The sequence below is a fragment of the Rothia sp. P4278 genome, from assembly GCF_048512945.1.
Classification (GTDB): domain Bacteria; phylum Actinomycetota; class Actinomycetes; order Actinomycetales; family Micrococcaceae; genus Rothia.
In genome coordinates, this window is the sequence record NZ_JBLXXU010000001.1 from 806,128 (window position 1) to 826,582 (window position 20,455).

14 protein-coding genes are annotated in these 20,455 nt (G+C 55.0%); 7 read left to right on the forward strand and 7 right to left on the reverse strand.

All coding sequences use genetic code 11. From position 1 onward, the window contains the following. Positions 1–103 precede the first annotated feature (103 nt). The 7 genes from map (at position 104) to glgX (ending at position 11,336) form a co-directional block, all read left to right on the forward strand. The gene (gene map / locus ACN085_RS03645; RefSeq protein ID WP_419110633.1) at positions 104–1,009 is read left to right on the forward strand and encodes a type I methionyl aminopeptidase; all 906 of its coding nucleotides are present in this window, start codon (positions 104–106) and stop codon (positions 1,007–1,009) included. A gap of 25 nt (positions 1,010–1,034) precedes the next feature. After that, on the forward strand, positions 1,035–1,877 hold the full coding sequence (ppgK, locus tag ACN085_RS03650; RefSeq protein ID WP_419110634.1) for a polyphosphate--glucose phosphotransferase: 843 nt from the start codon (positions 1,035–1,037) through the stop codon (positions 1,875–1,877). A gap of 243 nt (positions 1,878–2,120) precedes the next feature. Continuing rightward, complete coding sequence (locus tag ACN085_RS03655) at positions 2,121–4,526, forward strand: glycogen/starch/alpha-glucan phosphorylase (protein ID WP_419110635.1); 2,406 nt, start codon at positions 2,121–2,123, stop codon at positions 4,524–4,526. 36 nt (positions 4,527–4,562) lie between these two features. After that, positions 4,563–6,698 carry a 1,4-alpha-glucan branching protein GlgB gene (gene glgB / locus ACN085_RS03660; protein ID WP_419110636.1) on the forward strand — a complete coding sequence of 712 codons (2,136 nt, stop codon included), beginning with the start codon at positions 4,563–4,565 and terminating at the stop codon, positions 6,696–6,698. Next, entirely contained in the window at positions 6,695–7,993 is a 1,299-nt protein-coding gene (glgC, locus tag ACN085_RS03665) for a glucose-1-phosphate adenylyltransferase (protein ID WP_419100074.1), read from the forward strand. Before glgB ends, glgC begins: the two co-directional genes overlap by 4 nt. Before the next feature lie 20 nt (positions 7,994–8,013). Beyond that, positions 8,014–9,468 (forward strand): glycogen synthase GlgA, encoded by a 1,455-nt coding sequence (glgA, locus tag ACN085_RS03670; protein ID WP_419110637.1) that lies wholly within the window; start codon positions 8,014–8,016, stop codon positions 9,466–9,468. Further along, the gene (gene glgX / locus ACN085_RS03675; RefSeq protein WP_419110638.1) at positions 9,465–11,336 is read left to right on the forward strand and encodes a glycogen debranching protein GlgX; all 1,872 of its coding nucleotides are present in this window, start codon (positions 9,465–9,467) and stop codon (positions 11,334–11,336) included. The genes glgA and glgX overlap by 4 nt, the downstream gene beginning before the upstream one ends. A 78-nt stretch (positions 11,337–11,414) precedes the next feature. On the opposite strand, the gene nrdR is transcribed toward glgX, so the two are convergent. The 7 genes from nrdR to ACN085_RS03710 all read right to left on the reverse strand — a co-directional run bounded on the left by nrdR (position 11,415) and on the right by ACN085_RS03710 (position 20,440). Beyond that, positions 11,415–11,891, reverse strand: coding sequence for a transcriptional regulator NrdR (gene nrdR / locus ACN085_RS03680; RefSeq protein WP_419100071.1), 477 nt, complete (start codon positions 11,889–11,891; stop codon positions 11,415–11,417). A gap of 11 nt (positions 11,892–11,902) precedes the next feature. Further along, positions 11,903–13,309 (reverse strand): histidinol dehydrogenase, encoded by a 1,407-nt coding sequence (hisD, locus tag ACN085_RS03685; protein ID WP_419110639.1) that lies wholly within the window; start codon positions 13,307–13,309, stop codon positions 11,903–11,905. 143 nt (positions 13,310–13,452) lie between these two features. After that, positions 13,453–14,190 (reverse strand): Abi family protein, encoded by a 738-nt coding sequence (locus ACN085_RS03690; RefSeq protein WP_419110640.1) that lies wholly within the window; start codon positions 14,188–14,190, stop codon positions 13,453–13,455. A gap of 255 nt (positions 14,191–14,445) precedes the next feature. Next, positions 14,446–17,988, reverse strand: a complete 3,543-nt coding sequence (gene dnaE, locus ACN085_RS03695; protein WP_419110641.1) for a DNA polymerase III subunit alpha — start codon at positions 17,986–17,988, stop codon at positions 14,446–14,448. A gap of 50 nt (positions 17,989–18,038) precedes the next feature. Then, on the reverse strand, positions 18,039–19,007 hold the full coding sequence (locus ACN085_RS03700) for an RluA family pseudouridine synthase (RefSeq protein WP_419110642.1): 969 nt from the start codon (positions 19,005–19,007) through the stop codon (positions 18,039–18,041). A gap of 1 nt (position 19,008) precedes the next feature. Next, positions 19,009–19,581 (reverse strand): signal peptidase II, encoded by a 573-nt coding sequence (lspA, locus tag ACN085_RS03705; RefSeq protein WP_419110643.1) that lies wholly within the window; start codon positions 19,579–19,581, stop codon positions 19,009–19,011. Between the two features lie 148 nt (positions 19,582–19,729). Continuing rightward, positions 19,730–20,440: a DivIVA domain-containing protein gene (locus ACN085_RS03710; RefSeq protein ID WP_419100065.1), complete on the reverse strand. Its 711-nt coding sequence runs from the start codon at positions 20,438–20,440 to the stop codon at positions 19,730–19,732. Between the last annotated feature and the right edge of the window lie 15 nt (positions 20,441–20,455).

Here is a 20,455-nt window from a genome sequence, read left to right on the forward strand (position 1 = left end):
AGTGAAGAGAAAAGCTTGGACGCGACCTAGTGTGGCAAAAGTTTCCTTGCCTGGCACCCATCAGACCCCATCGAGCATCAGGAGAGGGGCTACGATTTATAACATGTCGACAAATTCTTCTAGCCATAATCTTCCCGCTCAGCCCGGCAAAGCACCTCTTGGTTGCCTGGTGCCCGGCACAGTTACCCCCATGCGCCCGGTACCGGCAGGCATTGAACGCCCTGAATATGTAGGCAAGCCTGAAGCCGATGAAGGTAAAGGCTCCAACTTCTACACGCCCGAAGAAATTGAGCGGGTGCGAGCCGCTGGCAAGATTGCCGCCGGGGCAATCGTAGAAGCCGAAAAAATTGCGGTTCCCGGAACCACCACAGACCACATCGATGTTTTAGTGCACGAGTACATCTGCGACCACGGTGCCTACCCCTCAACCGTTGACTACCGTGGTTACACCAAGAGTGTCTGCACCTCATTAAATGAGGTCATCTGCCACGGAATCCCCGATTCAACCGTTCTTGAAGACGGAGACATCCTTAACCTCGATGTCACCGCTTACCTCGATGGCATGCACGGCGACACCAACCGTACACTCTTGGTCGGAAATGTTGATGAAGAATCGCGTCTGCTTGTTGAACGCACCGAAGAAGCCCTCAACCGTGCCATGAAGGCTGTCCGCCCGGGACGAGAAATCAATGTTATTGGGCGAGTGATTGAGAAATACGCAGCCCGCTTTGGCTACGGTGTAGTCCGGGACTTTACAGGCCACGGTGTGGGCCGTGAGTTCCATTCTGGCCTAATCATTCCCCACTACGATGCCGCCCCCGCATACAACACCCTTATCGAAGAAGGCATGATTTTCACAATCGAACCCATGCTGACTTTAGGCACCATCGAGTGGGATATGTGGGATGACGACTGGACCGTCGTCACCAAAGACCGCAAGCGCACCGCCCAGTTTGAGCACACCATGGTTGTTACCGCCGACGGTATCGACATTCTAACTCTTCCCTAGCCTCATCACCTTCAAGGAGTAGGACATGGCAGAAGCAGGCCACCAGATTCCCGAGCCCACCCCGGCTGACCTGGTCATCGGTATCGATATCGGTGGTACCGGTATGAAAGGCGGGATTGTAGACATTCGTACCGGTTTACTGGTCGGTGACCGTTTCCGGATCCCGACTCCCCAGCCAGCAACACCAGAGGCCTGTGCAGGTGTAGTAGCCCAGATCGTTGAAGAGTTACAGGGGCGCGATCTGGCACCGCTCTCAGATTCTGCAATCGGAATTGATTTCCCTGCCATCATCAAGAACGGTCTTGCTCTCTCGGCTGCAAACGTTGACCCCAGCTGGGTTGGAACCAACCTCGAAGAAACTATGAGCAAGGCCCTGGGGGGCCGCCTGGTCTATGCCCTCAACGATGCCGACGCCGCCGGGCTAGCAGAAGCCACTTATGGCCAGGGACGGGATAAGGACGGCCTGCTTGCCCTGATTACTCTGGGTACCGGAATTGGTTCCGCGCTCATTAACAACGGTCAGCTTATTCCCAACACAGAACTCGGTCACCTCGAGATTGATGGGCAGGATGCTGAGACCCGTGCATCAGCACGTGCTCGTGAGGTGTATGAGCTCTCTTGGAAAAAGTACGGCAAGCGGTTGCACCGCTACTTCTCACACCTTGAGATGCTCTTCTCACCTGACCTGTTCATTATCGGCGGGGGCATTTCTAAGAATCCTGAGAAGTTCATGCCTTATCTTGAGGGGAAGCTGCGTACTCCAATGGTTATGGCAACCCTCCGCAATAACGCTGGCATTGTTGGGGCTGCGCTGTGGGCTGGTGGCATGCCCAGCGAGCACAAGCGTAGAGCTTCCGCGAAAGCCTAATACTGCCCCCTAAAGCAGTGGTAGCAGGCAGTGGCCACCAGCTGAGATATGCAGCTGGTGGCCTCTTCTTTAGACAAAACCATCTGTGAGCATCTCTCAGGAAGCACCAAGATTGCGTCAATTTAAGTCGTACCATGCCGCTGGGAAACTCATTCTGTCTCAAAAAAAAGAATTTTTGATATCGGTATCGGCGGTTCGTGCCATTTTTGCCTCTACCCGCGAATTTGAAATTAGTATCGAAGTATGGCACAAAACGAACGTCCTGAAATTTCAGTAGCAAACTTCCGCGCTTCTTTGTTGGAACATCTTCAGTTCACAGCAGGAAAAGATCCGCAACATTCAACTATCTTCGATTGGCGCATCGCGCTTTCGCACACTTTGCGTGACAGGGCCGTTGAGCCCTGGTTTGCCTCTACACGACGCACCTGGGACGAAGACCGTAAACGTGTCTACTACCTTTCAATGGAATTCCTCATCGGTCGCCTGATGGAGGACCTTGCAATCAACCTGGGTCTGCGTGAGACTGCTGAAGAAGCACTCAGCGAGCTTGGCCTTGATTTTGAAACCGTGGCCAAGGCTGAGCCTGATGCGGCACTTGGCAACGGTGGTCTTGGCCGCCTGGCAGCCTGCTACCTTGAATCAATGGCAACTGTTGGTTGCCCCGCTTACGGTTACGGTCTGCGCTACGAACACGGCCTCTTTGAACAGAGCTTCCTAGACGGTCGCCAGCAGGAGAACCCCGAGAACTGGCTCGCTAACGGAAACCCCTGGGACTTCAACCGGCCTGAGTCAGTCTACGGCGTTGGCTTTGGCGGCGAAATGTACGAGGAAAATGGTCTTCTGCGCTGGGAGCCCGGTACACATGTGCAGGCCCAGGCATTCGATACCCCCGTTGTAGGCTACGGCGGCAAGTGGGCTAACACCCTTCGCCTCTGGGCCGCAGCACCCAACGCCGAACTTTTTGACCTGGGTAAATTCAACTCCGGTGACTTTGTAGCCGCCGCTGAGCCCGAAGCTCTTGCTCGTAGTCTCAGCCGGGTGCTCTACCCCAATGACACCACCGACGGCGGCAAGCAGCTCCGCCTGTCACAGGAATACTTCCTGACTTCAGCATCTGTTCAGGACATCGTGCGCCGCCACCTAGCAGGCCATTCCTCCCTGGAGAACCTGGATCAGCACGTAGCAATCCAAATGAACGATACGCACCCTGCAATCGCAGGCCCCGAGCTCATCCGTATCCTCGTCGATGACCACGGCTTCGGTTTCGACCGCGCCGCAGATTTGAGCAACCGCGTTCTGGGCTACACCAACCACACCCTTCTGCCCGAAGCACTGGAGCGTTGGACCGTTGGCCTGATGCGTAACGTGCTACCTCGCCATCTCCACATCATTGAGCGTCTCGATCAGCAGTTTGTTGAGCTCCAGTCAGGCTCACCCCACCCAGTCCGCCTCATCTCAGGCGACCAGGTCAATATGGGTGACCTAGCTTTTACAACCAGCCACCGTGTCAACGGTGTGTCTGCCTTACACACCGAGCTCGTCCGAACTGAGCTCTTCCCCGTGCACAATGCTCTGCACCCCGATCGCATCCTGAATATCACCAACGGCATTACTCCGCGCCGCTGGCTCAAGCTAGCAAACCCCGCGCTGGCTGAGTTGATCACCAAGACCGTCGGTGAAGGCTGGGAAACTGATCTCGAGCGTCTCAAAGAACTTGAAGCATACGCAGATGACCCCGAGTTCCTCCATGCCTTCGGGCAGACTAAGCTCGCAGCTAAGGAGCGTTTCACCCGCTGGATGCGCGAAGAGCACGACATTGATTTACCCACTGATGCTTTGTACGACTCACAGGTCAAGCGCATGCACGAATACAAGCGCCAGCTCCTGAACATCCTTTGGACTATTGCGCATTACCAGCGCATCAAGCGTGACCCGAACGCTGGCTGGGTACCTCGCGTCAAGATCTTCGGTGGTAAGGCTGCCCCCAGCTACCAGACCGCTAAGGACATCATCAAGCTCATCAACGATGTTGCGGATCTTGTCAATAATGACCCCGAGACAAACCACCTGCTCCGTATCGTGTTCCCGCCGAACTACAACGTTTCCATGGCAGAACGCCTCATTCCTGCTTCTGACCTGAGCGAGCAGATTTCAACTGCTGGCATGGAAGCTTCGGGAACAGGCAACATGAAGTTCGCTCTCAACGGCGCGCTTACCATCGGTACCCTCGATGGCGCCAACGTCGAAATCCGTGAGCATGTTGGTGCAGAGAACTTCTTCCTCTTTGGTCTGACCACCGAGGAAGTAGCTCAGCTCCGTAGCCAGCCCGGTCACTCACGCCTAGCAATCGAGAAGAGCCAGGCTCTTAGGGACATCCTTCAGGCTGTAGCAGAGGGCACCTTTAGCCCCGGTGAGCCTTACCGTTTTGGTCAGCTGGTCGATGATATGTGGAACAAGGACTGGTTCCTCGTCGCCTCTGATTTTGATGACTACGATCGTGCTCAGCAAGAGGTTGAGGCCGCTTACCGCGATTCAGCTCGTTGGAATCGCATGGCGGTATTGAACATTGCCCGTATGGGTTACTTCAGCTCCGACCGTTCTGTGCGCGAGTACATGAGCCAAATATGGGGAATCGACCCGGCCATTTAGGCTAGACCGTTACTTTAAGGAATCTGGAGAAGCCTTATGGCGATCACCAAAGCAGAAGCTCTAGCCCTCACCACAGGGAGGAACCGTGATCCTTTCAAGGTTCTTGGCCCCAGTGAAGATGGCAAAGAACTAGTTGCACTCTTCCCAGGCGCTCTGAAGGTCTGGGCAGTCAACGATACAGATCAGAACGAACTGATCCGCCCGTGGGCAAATATGCCAATCTTTGTGGGGGAGCCTCTCCCCTACTACCGATTACGCATTGAGTGGACCGGTGGCCATATCGAAGAGCGTCAGGACCCATACCGCTTTGCACCCGTACTGGGTGCACTGGACGAGTACCTTATCGGCGAAGGCCGACACGAGCAATTGTGGAAGGTACTCGGAGCGCACCCCCTGGAGCATGAGAATATCCCAGGCCTGCATTTTGCGGTATGGGCCCCGAACGCTCACCGCGTCTCCGTAGTGGGTTCCTTTAACAGCTGGAACGGCATCACACACCCCATGCGCCCACTGGGATCTTGCGGTGTATGGGAACTCTTTATCCCCGGTCTTGGCGAGGGAGAAGTCTATAAGTACGAGATTCTAGGCCACGACAATGAGCTGTTACCGCTCAAGGCCGACCCTGTCGGCTTCGGGGCCGAGGTCCCCCCGGGAACTGCCTCTATCGTACGAAAGCTCGGCAAGCACACCTGGCAGGACGAAAAGTGGTTGCAGAGCCGGGCGCAGCTGCACGCACAGGATTCACCAGTCAGTGTCTATGAGGTTCACCTTGGATCCTGGCGGAAGGAAGGCTGGCATGATCTCATCGACTATGTAGCTGACCTAGGGTTCACCCATATTGAGGTACTACCCATTACCGAGCATCCTTTCGATGGTTCCTGGGGCTATCAGCCCATCGGCATGTATGCCCCTACCTACAGGTACGGGCTACCTGAAGATTTCCAAGCTTTTGTAGATCAGGCTCACCAAAAGGGACTCGGAGTTATTGCTGATTGGGTACCGGGTCATTTCCCCACCGATGAACACGGCCTCGGCCGGTTTGATGGCACAGCCCTCTACGAACACGAAAACCCCCAAGAGGGTTTCCACCCCGACTGGAACACTTTCATCTACAACTATGGTCGCCCAGAAGTAGCCGGGCATCTGCGTTCTAACGCCATCTACTGGCTCAAGGAATACCATCTTGATGGTTTAAGAGTGGACGCTGTGGCGTCGATGATTCACCGCGATTACTCCCGTAAAGCAGGTGAGTGGGTACCCAACAAAGACGGTGGACGAGAAAACTACGAAGCTATCGATTTCGTACGCCAAACAAACGATGCCGTAGGTCGAAACACCGAAGGCACAATGATGATTGCGGAAGAGTCCACAACCTTCCCCGGCGTCACGCGAGAAACCCAAGACGGTGGACTCGGGTTTGACTATAAATGGAACCTCGGCTGGATGAATGACTCTCTCAGGTACTTTGGGCTAGACCCCAGTTACCGCAAGGACCATTCTGATTTGCTGACCTTTGGCATAACCTACGTATTCAGCGAGCGCTTTATGCTCCCCATCAGCCACGACGAAGTTGTCCACGGTAAGGGTTCGCTCTATGGGCGGATGCCCGGAGATCATGCATCCAAACTTGGAAATATCAAAGCCTTTTTAGCCTATATGTGGGCTTACCCCGGCAAAAAGCTTCTCTTCATGGGCCAAGAATTTGGCCAACCCGGCGAGTGGAACTACCAGAGCGAACTTGAGTGGAAGGTCCTAGAGGACCCAGGCCATCTGGGGGTTCAGTCACTGGTACGAGATCTAAACAGCCTTTACCGGCAACAGCCTGCCCTCCATCGCAGTGATTGCGACCCGCACGGTTTCCAATGGCTCCTTCTTGATGCTCTTGATGAACAGGTTTACGCCTGGTTACGCCGCGGAGCACCCCAAGACCCCCACATTGTGGTTGTTATGAATATGAGCCCGACTGAGTATGACGGCTTCAGGGTTCCCTTCCCGATAGCTGGACGTTGGCTTGAGGTTCTCAATACCGACTCGGCCCACTATCACGGTGGCAACCGTGGTCATGGTGGTGCTATTGAGACAGAACCCGTCCCCATGGGCAACGAAGCTCAATCAGCTCTGGTCAAACTTCCACCCTTTTCAGTTATCTATTTTGCAGAGGAACAATCATGATTCCCAACACCCCTCCCAACAGCCCAAGGACCGGCAACCACCGCCTCTCAAGTCAGGCCATGGCCTTCGTGCTAGCTGGTGGCCGTGGCAGCCGTCTTGAAGAGCTCACTGACCGTCGCGCCAAACCCGCAGTCCATTTCGGAGGAAAGGCGAGAATTATCGACTTCCCTCTCTCGAATGCCTACAACTCAGGTATTCGAAAGATGGCTGTGGCAACCCAGTACAAGGCTCATTCACTGATTCGCCATATGCAGCGCGGCTGGGGTTTCTTCCGTGCTGAGCGTAATGAGTACCTTGATATTCTTCCTGCTAGCCAGCGTGTCTCTGAGCATCAGTGGTATTTGGGCACTGCAGACGCTATCTACCAGAACATCGATATCGTTGATGACTACCAGGTAAAGTACATTGTTGTTCTTGCAGGTGATCACATCTACAAGATGGACTATGAGATTATGCTGCAGCAGCATGTTGATAACAAGGCCGCTGTCACCGTTGGTTGCTTGACTGTCTCGCGTGAGGAAGCCAGCGCATTCGGTGTTATGGCTGTTGATGAAAATAGCCGAATCGTTGACTTTTTGGAGAAGCCTGCTAATCCTCCGAGTTCACCGGATAACCCGGATGAGTCCTTGGTGTCTATGGGGATATACGTGTTCGATTGGGCTTTGCTGCGTGAAATCCTGATTGCCGATGCGAATGATCCCGATTCCACGCACGACTTTGGCCATGACATTATCCCGCAGATCGTAAAAGACGGAAGGGCTTACGCGCACCGGTTTAGCGACTCATGCGTCATGAGCGGCCTTGAGACTGAGCCCTACTGGCGCGACGTGGGTACCCTGGACTCCTTCTGGCAGGCTAACCTGGATTTGACCGCCCACATTCCGCCGCTGGACTTCTACGATCGCACCTGGCCTATCTGGACCTATGGTGAGATTACTCCGCCCGCTAAGTTTATTCATAATGAGGGTGCCCGCAAGGGTACAGCGGTTCAGTCTCTGATTTCTGGTGACTGCGTGATTTCAGGTGCTCAGGTATCTAACTCTCTGCTCTTCACAGGGGTCAGGGTTCATTCTTTCGCTGAGCTGGATCAGGCTGTGGTACTCCCCCATGTAGATATCGGTCAGTCCGCTAGCCTATCCCGTTGTGTCATCGACAGCGACGTGCGCATCCCTGAAGGTCTCGTTGTAGGTAAGGATCCTGAAGAAGACGCCAAGTGGTTCCGCGTCACCAAGAACGGGGTAACTTTGATTACCCAACCCATGCTTGAGCGCCGTGCTGCGGCGCTGGAAGGTTAGTGGTAGGTATGGCTGGGCGCGTGAAACGTATACTTTCGGTTGCTTCCGAGTGCGCACCGCTGATTAAAACTGGCGGACTCGCAGACGTTGTGGGTGCTCTGCCCGCAGCTCTGGAGCCCCTTGGCTGGTCCTCCAGGGTACTCCTTCCGGCCTACCCTGGGCTATTGGACCGTATCGAGCGGGGGGTTCGAGTCTGGCATGATGATGACCTGTTCGGTGGCCCTGCAAGAGTGGTGCGAGGCAAGATTGACGGGTTAAAAGTGCTCTTGCTCGATGCGCCGCATCTTTTTGCACGCCAAGGTGGCCCCTACTCGGCGCACGGGCATGACCACCACGATAACCACATCCGTTTTGCTGCCCTCAGCTGGGCGGCAGCACAGATTGCCATGAATGGCACCACCGACAGCTGGAAGCCTGACCTTGTGCATGTTCACGACTGGCAGGCTGGGCTGGTGCCTTCCTACCTCAAGTATGCGGGGGCCAATATCCCCACGGTCATGACGGTACACAATATCGCCTTCCAGGGTGTTGTGGGTGCTGATCAGCTAGACGCTATGCGGCTGCCGACCTGGGATTTCACACCTGATTCACTTGAGTACTATGGTCTTCTTTCAACTTTAAAAGCAGGCATGGTTCATGCGTCGCATCTGAGCACTGTCAGCCCCAGTTATGCGCAGGAGCTCACCGACCCAGATTTCGGTTTCGGCCTTCAAGGTGTTGTTACGGCCCGCCGTGACCGCGGTGAGCTCTCCGGCATTATCAACGGTGTGGACACCACAGTATGGAACCCCGAGACTGACCCCGAAGTTGAGCCCTATTCCGCTGCTCAGCCGGAGGGCAAGGCCCTTAACCGTCAGAAGCTACTCAAAGAGTTCAATCTGCCGGAGCCTACCGGGCCCTTGGCTGTTGTGGTTACCCGTTTGACCTACCAGAAAGGTATTGACCTGCTGGTAGAGGCTCTCCCCAGTTTCTTGGATCGGGGGGGCGCGGTGGTTGTTCTGGGTTCTGGCGACGCGGAGTACGAGAGTGCCCTGATGGATTTGGCAGCTCGTTACCCGGATCGTGTGGGTATTCGAATCGGTTACGACGAGGCTTTAAGCCACCGTCTCTACGCCGGTGGGGATATCGTCTTGGTTCCCTCACGCTTCGAGCCCAGCGGTCTGACCCAGCTCTACGGTATGCGCTACGGCACTGTACCTGTTGTTGCGGCAACCGGTGGCCTGCGCGATACTGTGAGTGATGCTACTCCCGAGCGTCTGGCTGACGGTACCGCCACCGGCTTTACCTTTGGTGATGCTTACCTGGGTGGCAGGATTGATGCCGGTGCTTTGAGCTTCGCTCTAGGTCGCGCTTTAGACCTCTATGCAAATCCTCAAGCCTGGTCGAAGCTGCGCTCAACTGCCATGGATCAACCTGTTGGTTGGGAGCACTCTGCCCAGAAGTACTCGGAGATGTTTGATAATCTCATTGCATGAAGGTAGAAATTTGGGCACCTGGAGCTAGCAAGATATGGTTTTGTGTATTCGATGAGCAGGGGCTTGAAACCCGGCATGAGCTAACTCATCGCGACGGTGAGTACTGGGTAGGCGATATTGCTGGTTTACAGCCCGCAGACCGATACGGCCTGAGGGCTACCGGCTGCGACCCCATATTCAACCCGGATAAACTTCTGCTTGACCCGTGGGCTCAGCATCTTGATGCTCCCCTGCGCTGGCACCCTCTGATGGCAGTCGATGCCGAGGGCGACAGCGCAGCTGTCATGCCCAAGTGCATCCTGGCTGATCCTCTGCCTGAAGGACCGGATCCAAGGCTCAACCGCCCCGGCCATACCTGGGAGGAACTGGTGATTCTTGAGGCCCACGTTAAAGGTCTCACGGCTAAGCACCCCGATATTCGGCCCGAGATTCGTGGCAGCTACGCTGCTTTAGCGGATCCGGCAGTGCTCAAGCACTTGGGCGATATCGGCGTTAACGCCCTTGAGTTGCTGCCTGTCCAAGCTTTTATTGACGACCAATATCTTGTTCGACGTGGCCTAGTAAATTATTGGGGCTACCAGCCGGTGGCTTTCTCTGCACTTGAACCTCGTTATGCCTCTAAACACCCCAACGGGCTAGAGGCAGATGCAGAGTTCAGGCAGGCAGTGCATACTTTGCACGAGCACGGGATTGAAGTAATTCTTGATGTTGTTTTCAATCACAGTGGTGAAGGCGATCAGAGGGATTCCGTGCTGTCGATGCGCGGGCTCAACGATGCCGGTTACTATATGCGCAACTCCGATGGGTCCTATGCCAACGTCACCGGCACCGGCAACACCTTGGCGGTTCATAACCCTCAAGTACTGCGGCTCGTACTCGATTCGCTTCGCCATTTTGCTCAGCGCTACGGTGTGGACGGGTTCCGTTTTGATCTTGCGAGCACCCTGGGCCGTGATGAGACTGGGTTCTCCTCTCAAGCGGCTTTCTTCCAGGCTATCGCCCAAGACCCAGTGCTCAGGAAGCTCAAGCTGATCGCTGAGCCTTGGGATACCGGTTCAGATGGCTATCAGGTCGGAGGTTTTCCTCATCCCTGGCGTGAGTGGAATGATACTTACCGTGACGGAGTACGTCAGGCTTGGAGAGGAAACGGTGAAGCTGTAGGCCAGCTCGCTTCAGCTGTCATGGGTAGCGCCAGGCAGTTTGACCATTATGGGAGGCCAGCGACATCATCGATTAACTTCGTATCAGCGCACGATGGGTTCACCCTAGGCGATATCGTCAGTTATTCCCAAAAGCATAACGAAGCAAACGGTGAGAATAACAAGGACGGCCACAGCGAAAACTACAGTGACAACTTCGGTGTAGAAGGACCTACCGACAACCCAGATATTGCATCAGCCCGTCAGCGTCGCATTAGGGCAATGCTTGCTACCCTATTCCTTTCGCAGGGGGTGCCCATGCTGCTTGCCGGTGATGAGCTGGGGAATACACAGTTTGGTAATAACAACGCCTACTGCCAGGACAACGAGATCACCTGGATTGATTGGGAATCCGCTGATCGCTCCTTGATTGAATACGTTGGAAAGCTCACTAGCTTAAGGCGCCGTTTCCCTGAGCTGCGTCAGCGGGACTTTCTGCACGGTGAAGAGGTTAGCTGGTGGCGTTCAGATGGTGTACCCACTCAGGACCATGACTGGCTCAGCCCAGACTTTAAATGCTTCCAGGTAATGATAGAAAACATCCTGATGGTCTTTAACACCGGTGGTGAAATAGACCTGAAGTTACCTCCACACCCTGAAGGCAAAGAATGGCACCTTGAGCTTGCATCGGATGAATACCTACCGCAATCGGTTAGGGTCTACTCATAAGGCAAGGCTTTGGAGATAGTTTGATGGATTCATTCAGCGAGGCACACCGAGTATTGTTGGGTGTGCCTCGTTCTGTGTCTACAGCAGGGTGGGTTGTTGGCATTCTCCTGCGTCTGCCTCGCGGAGGTTAGCGATAGCGCGCTCAAAATCATCAAGGCTCTCAAAGGCCTGGTAAACGCTGGCAAAACGGAGGTAGGCTACGGTGTCGAGCTTTGAGAGCGGCTCAAGGATAGATAGTCCAACTTCATGCGCGTCAATCTCAGCTAGACCCTTGGCTCGGATGTTCTCTTCGACCTCTTGAGCTAGCTTAGCCAGGTCATCCTCCCCTACAGGCCTGCCTTGGCAGGCTTTTCGGACACCAGAAATAATTTTTTCTCGGTTGAAGGGCTCGGTCACACCTGAGCGCTTAATGACCGAAACAGCCGTTGTTTCTACGGTAGTAAAGCGTTTACCGCAATTGTTGCACTGACGGCGGCGGCGGATTGCTGAGCCGTCGTCGGTGGTGCGTGAGTCAACCACACGTGATTCGGCTTTGCGGCAGAAGGGGCAGTTCATAGTGGTGCCTCCTAGCGGTTAGTTCCCGGTTGGGTACGGACGGTAATTGCCTCACCGTGGGCAGGTAGATCTTCATCGATAGCTAGGGCAACGATATCGTCGCCAATTTCGGCCAGGGCATCTGCGCTATAGTCGATGAGCTGTACGGCCTTCATGAAGACTGAGGTGTTCAGGCCGGATGCGAAGGAGGCTGAGCCACCAGTAGGTAGCACATGGTTAGAACCTGCCGCGTAGTCGCCCAGCGGTACCGGTGAGTAGGAACCAATGAAGATGGCACCAGCATTGCGGATACGACCGGCCACTTCAGCGGCGTTCTCGGTGTGAATCTCCAGGTGTTCAGCGGCATAGGCATCGGCCACCGAGATAGAAGCTTCAAGGGTATCGGTGAGTACGATCCCCGATTGAGGGCCCGAGAGTGCCGTAGCCACACGCTCGGCGTGCTTGGTGGCTGCCGCACGGCGGTTGATAGTCTCTTGGACGGCCTTGGCAAGAGCCTGGGAATGGGTGATGAGGACCGAACCAGCGTTGGGGTCGTGTTCTGCCTGTGAGATGAGGTCAGCTGCTACGAATTCGGGCTTAGCGGTTTCGTCGGCAATCACAGCAATTTCAGTTGTACCGGCTTCTCCGTCTACCCCAACAACACCTTGGAGCGCACGCTTAGCCATGGCCACAAAGATGTTGCCGGGGCCGGTGATGGTGTCTACAGGGTCAAGGTACTCCCCCGCGTCGTCTAGACCGTAGGCCATGGCGGCAAGGGCGCCGGCGCCACCAATCGCCCAGACCTCGGTGATGCCGAGCAAGCCTGCGGCTGCCAGGATGGTGGGGTGAGGTAGGCCGTCAAATTCTTTCTGGGGCGGGGTGCAGAGCACAAGGGACCCCACTCCTGCGGCCTGGGCCGGGACGGTGTTCATGATGACCGATGAGGGGTAGACAGCCAGTCCACCCGGGACGTAAACGCCGGCGCGGCGCACGGGGGTCCAGCGGTTGGTCAGAACAGCGCCGGGTGCTACCTCAATGGTCTGGTCGGCGGGGCGCTGGGCTGCGGCAAAAGCACGGGTGCGCTCGATAGCAACTTCCAGGCCCTTACGGACGGCAGGGTCCAGGTTTTCCAGGGCCCGGTCGATAGCTTGCTGGGGTACACGCAGCGCGCCCTGTTCTACACCGTCAAAGCGGGCGGCAAGCTGGCGCAGGTAGTCGGCACCGTCTGACTGAACCTTCTGGATGATCTCCTGGACGGTGGTGAGCGCGTTGCCAAGGTATTCGTTAGTCTGGCGGGGAACAAGGCGCCGTAGTTCTGCGTAGCTGTGGGTTGTCCCGCGCAGGTCAATGGTGCGCAGGGTGGGGGCGGGTGTTTCCCCTGAATTCTGGGTATTCTCTGATGTGCTCACAACCCCTATTTTAAGCCACCCGTCAAGCATAGAGGCATCTGTGACGCGGGCAAGCCCCTATGAGGTTTCTGTCTACCGAAATCCCCTTCAAATGCTGATAGATAATGACCAGATTTTCTGGGCTTTCAAACCCACCACACCTGTTTTCTCTCAAAAAAATAAATACTCTTAAGCTATCGGTGATTACGGGGAGAAAGAGGTCGGGTATAGCCAGCCCACAAGGAAGGAACACCACAAAATTCCTGAAAAAGCTCATTTAGAACAGGTTTACCCAGCTCGCAACGCAGGTAGATATCATCCAGTGATGCGACGATATCGGCAATAGATTGGGGATCAAACTGCCCTACCAGCCGTTTTGCCCTACCCCTCACGTTGTTAGGGGTAGCACCAGCATCAATTACAGAGTGATTCCAGAGCCTACTATGGTGTGCACCACGATTTCGCAGATAGACCAGTGCCTTCACTCGGGAAGAAAAGCCCCTTTGACCAAGACCAATCTCTGATGCAAGCCTCGTATGAAGGTTACCACTTGCACCTCGCTCGATTATTTTAGACAAAGTTCCAAAAGAAAAAGCTTGTACAGCTGACCAGATAGGAAGAGTTGAATACATCTCCCCTGTGGAAGATTGTTCTTCCTTGTATCGAAGAATATAGGGTTCTAGACTCCTACTGATATCCCTTAGACAAGATTCCACGACTCGGTCGCAAGTAGCCAAATAAAAGCTGTCTTCCAGGTAGTTTCCATATGGCGAGTACTCTTCAGCTATCACTTTCGCAACTTTTGTTCGTAACATAAGTTCTACCGCAGTCAGTTGCCGGCTGAGTCGATAACGTATAGCTGCATCGGCTTGATAGATGTCTAGGATAGTTTTCGAAAGAGGTTCCTTCGCTGAAGCTATCGTTGCCATCATGGGGTGCTTCCTGAAAATAGCGTGCATAGCCTGAAAACCGATAGTAGCTATCGGTTGCCAACAGTTGCCTGCAAGTGGTCTCATCCTCGATCATCAGGCCACGACTTTTGAGTAGTTCAAGCTGTTCTTGGACAGATAGGCTAGGCTAAAGGGTTTTTGCTCCAGATTGTTAAAAGGCCCCTCCCATTTGAGCATCCAAGAGAGGCTTGGGAGGGGGGCTATTACCTAAAGGCTACCACAGCAGTTATGGCTTACCTAGGCATCCAAGCAAGTTGGGCCTAGCAGTACCTTGAGGTCCCCGAAGAGCGCTGGGTTGGGGTTCACGCGCACATCGGCACCCAGCCGCATCAAGACCCGTTTGGTGCGGGTATTAATCGCAATGCGCACCTCAGATTCACCCCTATGGTTGCGCAGGATATCGCGCAACTGCCCCAGGGTTTGCTCGGTGGCCTTGTACTCAGGAATCACAATGGTAACCGGTCCGCTAGCACCGTCAGCTGAAATCTCAGGGATGTGGAGCTCCTGCGCGCTCAAGGTAACTGTCCCATCATCACGGCGTTGCAGACGGCCCTTAATGGTGCAGATAAGATCCTCCGCCAAAATACCGGCAATCGGTTCGTAGGCACGGCCAAAGAACATGACCTCAATCGAACCGGTACGGTCTTCAAGTTCCAGACGGGCGTAGGGGTTACCGGAGTTCTTGGCAATACGCCGGGAAACGCTGGTAACCATACCCGCAATGGTCACGATAGCCCCATCCGGTTTTACAGAATCCTCAGATAGCAAGCCCTGAACGGTTGAATCTGAAAGCGCATCCAGTGCATCCTCCAGCCCGCGCAGGGGGTGATCAGAAACGTATAGGCCCAGCATTTCGCGCTCAAAGTTGAGCTTATCGCGTTTCTCCCACTCGGGAACATCAGGAATCTGGACGGTCAGCTCGCTGGCCGGGTCATCGTCGTCCAGGCCAAGGCCACCGAAGAGGTCAAACTGACCTGCGGCCTCCTGACGCTTGACCGAGACGGTAGCGTCAATGGCCTCTTCGTGAATCATGGACAGCGGCCGGCGATCATGCCCTAGCGAGTCAAAGGCACCGGCTTTAATCAGGGAGTCCACGGTGCGCTTATTGCAAACCACCATGGGAACCTTGGACAGGAAGTCATTAAAGTTCTCGTAGCGGCCCTTTTCCTCACGCGCTTGGACCATGGCCGAAACTACGTTCGCGCCTACGTTACGAATTGCGCCCATACCAAAACGAATATCATCACCCACAGGTGTGAAGTTCAGGGCAGACTCATTAACATCCGGCGGCAGGACCGTAATCTTCATGTGCCGGCACTCATTGAGATAGACCGCCAGCTTGTCCTTATCGTCGCCAACGCTGGTCAGCAGAGCCGCCATGTATTCCTGCGGATAATGGGCCTTCAAATAGGCAGTCCAGTAGGACACCAAACCGTAAGCCGCAGTATGCGCCTTATTAAAGGCATAGTCAGAGAAGGGAAGCAGAATGTCCCACAGGGCCTTGACCGCTCCCTCAGAGTACCCGTTATCGAGCATGCCCTGATGGAAGGTAGCGTACTGCTTATCCAGTTCTTCCTTCTTCTTCTTACCCATAGCACGGCGCAGAATATCCGCCTCACCCAGCGAGTAGTTAGCCACCTTCTGGGCAATGGCCATGACCTGTTCCTGGTAGACAATCAGACCGTAGGTGGTGTCAAGAATTTCTGCCAGAGGCTCTTCCAGCTCTGGGTGAATAGGGGTGACTTCCTGCACACCGTTCTTACGCAGAGCATAGTTAGTGTGCGAGTTGGCACCCATAGGGCCCGGGCGGTACAGCGCCAAAACCGCCGAAATATGCTCAAAGTGATCGGGCTGCATGAGCTTGAGAAGCTGGCGCATAGGGCCACCATCTAACTGGAACACGCCCAGAGTATCGCCACGAGCCAGCAGCTTGTAGGACTCCACATCGTCAAGTTCAAGGGTTTCCAGGTCAAGATCAAGGTCACGGTTGAGTTTAATGTTCTCGATAGCATCAGAAATGATAGTTAGGTTACGCAGACCCAAGAAGTCCATCTTGATGAGCCCCAGGCCCTCGCAGGTGGGGTAATCAAACTGGGTAATTACCTGGCCGTCCTGTTCGCGGCGCATAATCGGGATAACGTCTATCAGGTTGTGGCTGGACATAATAACGCCCGCCGCGTGCACACCCCACTGGCGTTTAAGCCCCTCAAGACCCTTAGCGGTCTCAAAGACCTTGGAGGCATCAGGGTCGTTCTCAATCAGGTCACGCAGTTCCTGGGCATCGTTATAGCGCTTATCGTCGGGGTTATAGACGTTGGCAAGCGCAATATTCTTACCCATCACATCATCGGGCATGGCCTTGGTGAGGCGCTCGCCGGTGGAGAAGGGGTAGCCCAACACACGGGATGAGTCTTTGAGGGCCTGCTTGGCCTTGATAGTACCGTAGGTGACAATCATAGCCACCTTATCTTCGCCGTACTTCTCGGTCACATAGTGAATCACTTCAGAACGGCGGCGATCATCGAAGTCCACGTCGAAGTCGGGCATGGAGACGCGGTCGGGGTTGAGGAAGCGTTCAAAAATCAGATCGTGTTCCAGCGGATTCAGGTCGGTAATACGCATAGCGTAAGCCACCATGGAACCAGCACCGGAACCACGCCCCGGCCCCACGCGGATACCTTGAGACTTAGCCCAGTTAATAAAGTCAGCAACCACCAGGAAGTAGCCGGGGAAGCCCATCTGGGTAATAATCCCGACCTCGTACTCGGCCTGCTTGCGCACCTCATCGGGGATACCCTTGGGGAAGCGGTAGTGCAGGCCTCGCTCTACCTCTTTGACGAACCAGGACTCCTCGTTTTCCCCCTCGGGAACGGGGAAGTTGGGCATGTAGTTAGCCTTGGTGTTGAACTCAACGTGGCAGCGTTCTGCGATTTCCATGGTGTTATCGCAGGCTTCGGGGAAGTCACGGAAAAGTTCACGCATCTCAGCCGGGGATTTAAGGTAAAAGTTATCGGCGTCGAATTTAAATCGTTTGGGGTCCTGCAGGGTCGAGCCGGACTGCACACAGAGCAGAGCGGCATGGGCTTTAGCGTCCTCTGCGTGGGTGTAGTGCAGGTCGTTGGTGGCAACCAAAGGCAGCTTGAGTTCTTTGGCCAGCTTAATGAGATCGGACATCACGTTCTTCTCAATGTCGAGACCGTGGTCCATAATCTCGCAGTAGAAGTTCTCCTTACCGAAGATATCCCTAAAGTCGCTGGCTGCCTGGATCGCTTCCTTGTACTGGCCAAGGCGCAGACGGGTCTGAATCTCGCCGGAGGGGCAGCCGGTGGTTGCAATCAGGCCCTTACCGTAGGTCTGGAGTAGCTCCCGGTCCATACGGGGCTTGTAGAGCTGCCCTTCAAGCGATGCCAGCGAAGAAGCGCGGAACATGTTGTGCATGCCCTCGGTGGTCTCTGCCCACATGGTCATGTGCGTATACGCACCGCCACCGGAGACATCGTCACGACCGGAGTTCTCGTCGCCCCATTTGACGCGGGTCCGGTCCTGGCGGGCGGTGCCGGGAGTCAGATAGGCCTCAACACCGATGATGGGTTTAATCCCGGCCTGGTTGGCCTTGTTCCAAAAGTCGAAAGCACCGAAGAGGAAACCGTGGTCAGTTGTTGCTAGGGAACCCATACCCAGTTGTTTGGAATGCTCGAACAGATCGGTGAGTCGGGCCGCACCATCGAGCATGGAATACTCGGTATGCACGTGGAGGTGGGTGAAGTCTGTGCTAGCCAAAGCGCTTTTTCCTTACGAGATAGAGTCTCAGGGAGGGGGAGGGATCGGTGTTAGGGGCGGTCAGAGCCAAAGTTGCCCTGACGCAGGGCATCCAATGCGTAAGCGAGGTCTTGCGGGTAGGGGCTCTCAAACTCCACCTTTTCCCCGCTCGTGGGGTGGGTAAACCCCAGGCGGTGAGCGTGAAGCCACTGGCGGGTAAGCCCCAGGTGGGCGCTCAAAGCGGGGTCAGCTCCGTAGGTGAGGTCACCGGCGCATGGGTGGCGCAGTGCCGAAAAGTGCACACGGATCTGGTGGGTGCGGCCTGTCTCCAGGTGTACCTCAGCTAAGGACGCCGGCCCAAAGGCCTCCACTACCTCGTAGTGAGTCACCGCAGGTTTTCCATCTTCGTTGACGGCAAATTTCCATTCGCTTCCGGGGTGACGGCCAATAGGCGCATCTATTGTGCCTTTGAGCGGATCGGGGAGGCCCTGAACCAAGGTGTGATAGACCTTGGTAACGGTCCGTTCCTTGAAAGCCTTCTTAAGTTCAGAGTAGGCACGCTCATTCTTGGTGACCACCATAAGGCCGGAGGTGCCCACGTCCAGGCGGTGCACAATCCCCTGGCGCTCAGCCGCACCGCTGGTGGCAATCTCAACACCTGCGTGCTTAAGTGCACCAAGGACGGTGGGGCCGTGCCAGCCCATGGAGGGGTGGGCAGCAACACCGGTAGGTTTATCAACCACCACGATGTCATCATCCTGGTAAATCAGGCTCAGCCCTTCCACATGCTCCGGTTCAATTTCAGTTAGGTCACGAGGGGGCGTACCGGCAACAGTGATTGTTGCGCCTGCGGCGACCTTGGAAGATGCTTTAGTTTTGATGCTGCGGCCTTTACTGTCGGTGAGAGTTACTTGGCCATTTTTGAGCCAGTTACTCACTGTGGCCCGGGAATAACCGCTGAGTGTGGCTAGCAAAGAGTCCAGGCGCAGGCCAGCCTGTTCAGCACTGACAATACATTCGATGTTTACAAGCTCACTCATTCTAGGCTTCTTCTTTCTTCCCCTGTACGGTGGTTGCACTGATTTCACGCTGTCCATCGAGCCGGTACCCCAAGAAGGTTAGAAGAACGATGCAGGCCATGGACATGCAGATGGCTGCATCCGCGATATTGAAAATAGCGAAATTGGGCACTGAAATATAGTCGACAACATGCCCCCTACCGAAACCCGGTTCCCGGAAGAGACGGTCGTGGAGGTTACCCACTATGCCCCCCGCTAAGATAGCCAGCAGGATTGTCCAGACAAGAGCACGGGACCTCATAATCAGGACGGAAGTGACGATAGCTCCCACCGTTGATATCACCGTAAAAATCCAGGTGGAGTTCTCCCCCATAGAGAAAGCAGCACCAGAATTTAGGTAGAAGCGCCACCAGAGCAAGCCATCAATCACAGTGATGCTTTCACCGGGCAGCATGGTGCTTTCGACGATATGTTTAACCCACTGGTCAGCGCCGTACACCACAGCAAACAGAAACCAGACAAGAACAGCTTTAGCTACACCAGAGACTGTTCGCACGGGAACCAGTCTTGTATTTTCGTTGAGTGATTGCGCCACTACTGCCTCTCTGCCACCTTGGATAAAACTGCCTTCTTAGCTTATCGTGTTCCCACCATAACCAAGGACAGCACGAATTGTTTTAAACATGACAGGCGGCACCTCACTAAAGTGAGGTAGCCGCCTGTTTGTGAAAGGCTAGGCCTTTCTACTGCTGGTTATTGCTAAAGACTCCGCGCTGGCCGAGGTTATTGTTCCCGCCACCTTGCGAAGGGGTGGGCTGGGCTGCAACGGATGCCTCGGACTTAGGTTCAAGTGCGGGAGTTTCTTCCAGGTTGGCAAGTTGCTTGCTCAGGTAGTCACGCAGTGTTGTGCGGTACTGGTTCTCAAAGGAACGCAGCTTGGCAACGGATACCTCAAGTTCCCCCTTGGCCTTCTCAAGGTTGCCAAGTACAAGGTTTGATTTGTCCTGAGCTGCAGTAACGAGCTGGGTTGCCTCTTCGCGCCCCTCGTTGATGAGGCGGTCACGTTCACGCTTGCCCTCAAATACGTAGTCGTCGTGTACCTTCTGAGCCATAGCCAGCAGGCCGGTAGCACTGCTGGGCGATGCAGAGTGATCTGCGGGGCTGGCAGCAGCGGGTTCAGCAAGGGCAGCAGCGGGAGCAGGAGTTGCTTTAGTCTCAACAACGGGCTCGGGTTCAGCTGCAAGAGGTGCACTTACCTGCTGGGTAGGAGCAAGCGAAACCTTAGCCTCAGCTTCTTCAAGCTGACGCTTCAGGCTGGCGTTTTCGGCGTTCAGTCGACGGAGTTCGATAACGATCTCGTCTAGGAAATCGTCAACCTCTTCTGGGTTGTAGCCTTCCTTAAACTTTGTCGGTTGAAAGCGCTTATTAATAACTTCCTCAGGCGTAAGTGCCACGGTCGTTCACCTCTA

What these genes read in the sequence shown, in the direction of transcription:
- map (WP_419110633.1), top strand. Translation starts at nt 104, where the DNA reads ATGTCGACAAATTCTTCTAGCCATAATCTTCCCGCTCAGCCCGGCAAA.
- ppgK (WP_419110634.1), top strand. Translation starts at nt 1,035, where the DNA reads ATGGCAGAAGCAGGCCACCAGATTCCCGAGCCCACCCCGGCTGACCTG.
- ACN085_RS03655 (WP_419110635.1), top strand. Translation starts at nt 2,121, where the DNA reads ATGGCACAAAACGAACGTCCTGAAATTTCAGTAGCAAACTTCCGCGCT.
- glgB (WP_419110636.1), top strand. Translation starts at nt 4,563, where the DNA reads ATGGCGATCACCAAAGCAGAAGCTCTAGCCCTCACCACAGGGAGGAAC.
- glgC (WP_419100074.1), top strand. Translation starts at nt 6,695, where the DNA reads ATGATTCCCAACACCCCTCCCAACAGCCCAAGGACCGGCAACCACCGC.
- glgX (WP_419110638.1), top strand. Translation starts at nt 9,465, where the DNA reads ATGAAGGTAGAAATTTGGGCACCTGGAGCTAGCAAGATATGGTTTTGT.
- nrdR (WP_419100071.1), bottom strand. Translation starts at nt 11,891, where the DNA reads ATGAACTGCCCCTTCTGCCGCAAAGCCGAATCACGTGTGGTTGACTCA.
- hisD (WP_419110639.1), bottom strand. Translation starts at nt 13,309, where the DNA reads ATGCTTGACGGGTGGCTTAAAATAGGGGTTGTGAGCACATCAGAGAAT.
- ACN085_RS03690 (WP_419110640.1), bottom strand. Translation starts at nt 14,190, where the DNA reads ATGATGGCAACGATAGCTTCAGCGAAGGAACCTCTTTCGAAAACTATC.
- ACN085_RS03700 (WP_419110642.1), bottom strand. Translation starts at nt 19,007, where the DNA reads ATGAGTGAGCTTGTAAACATCGAATGTATTGTCAGTGCTGAACAGGCT.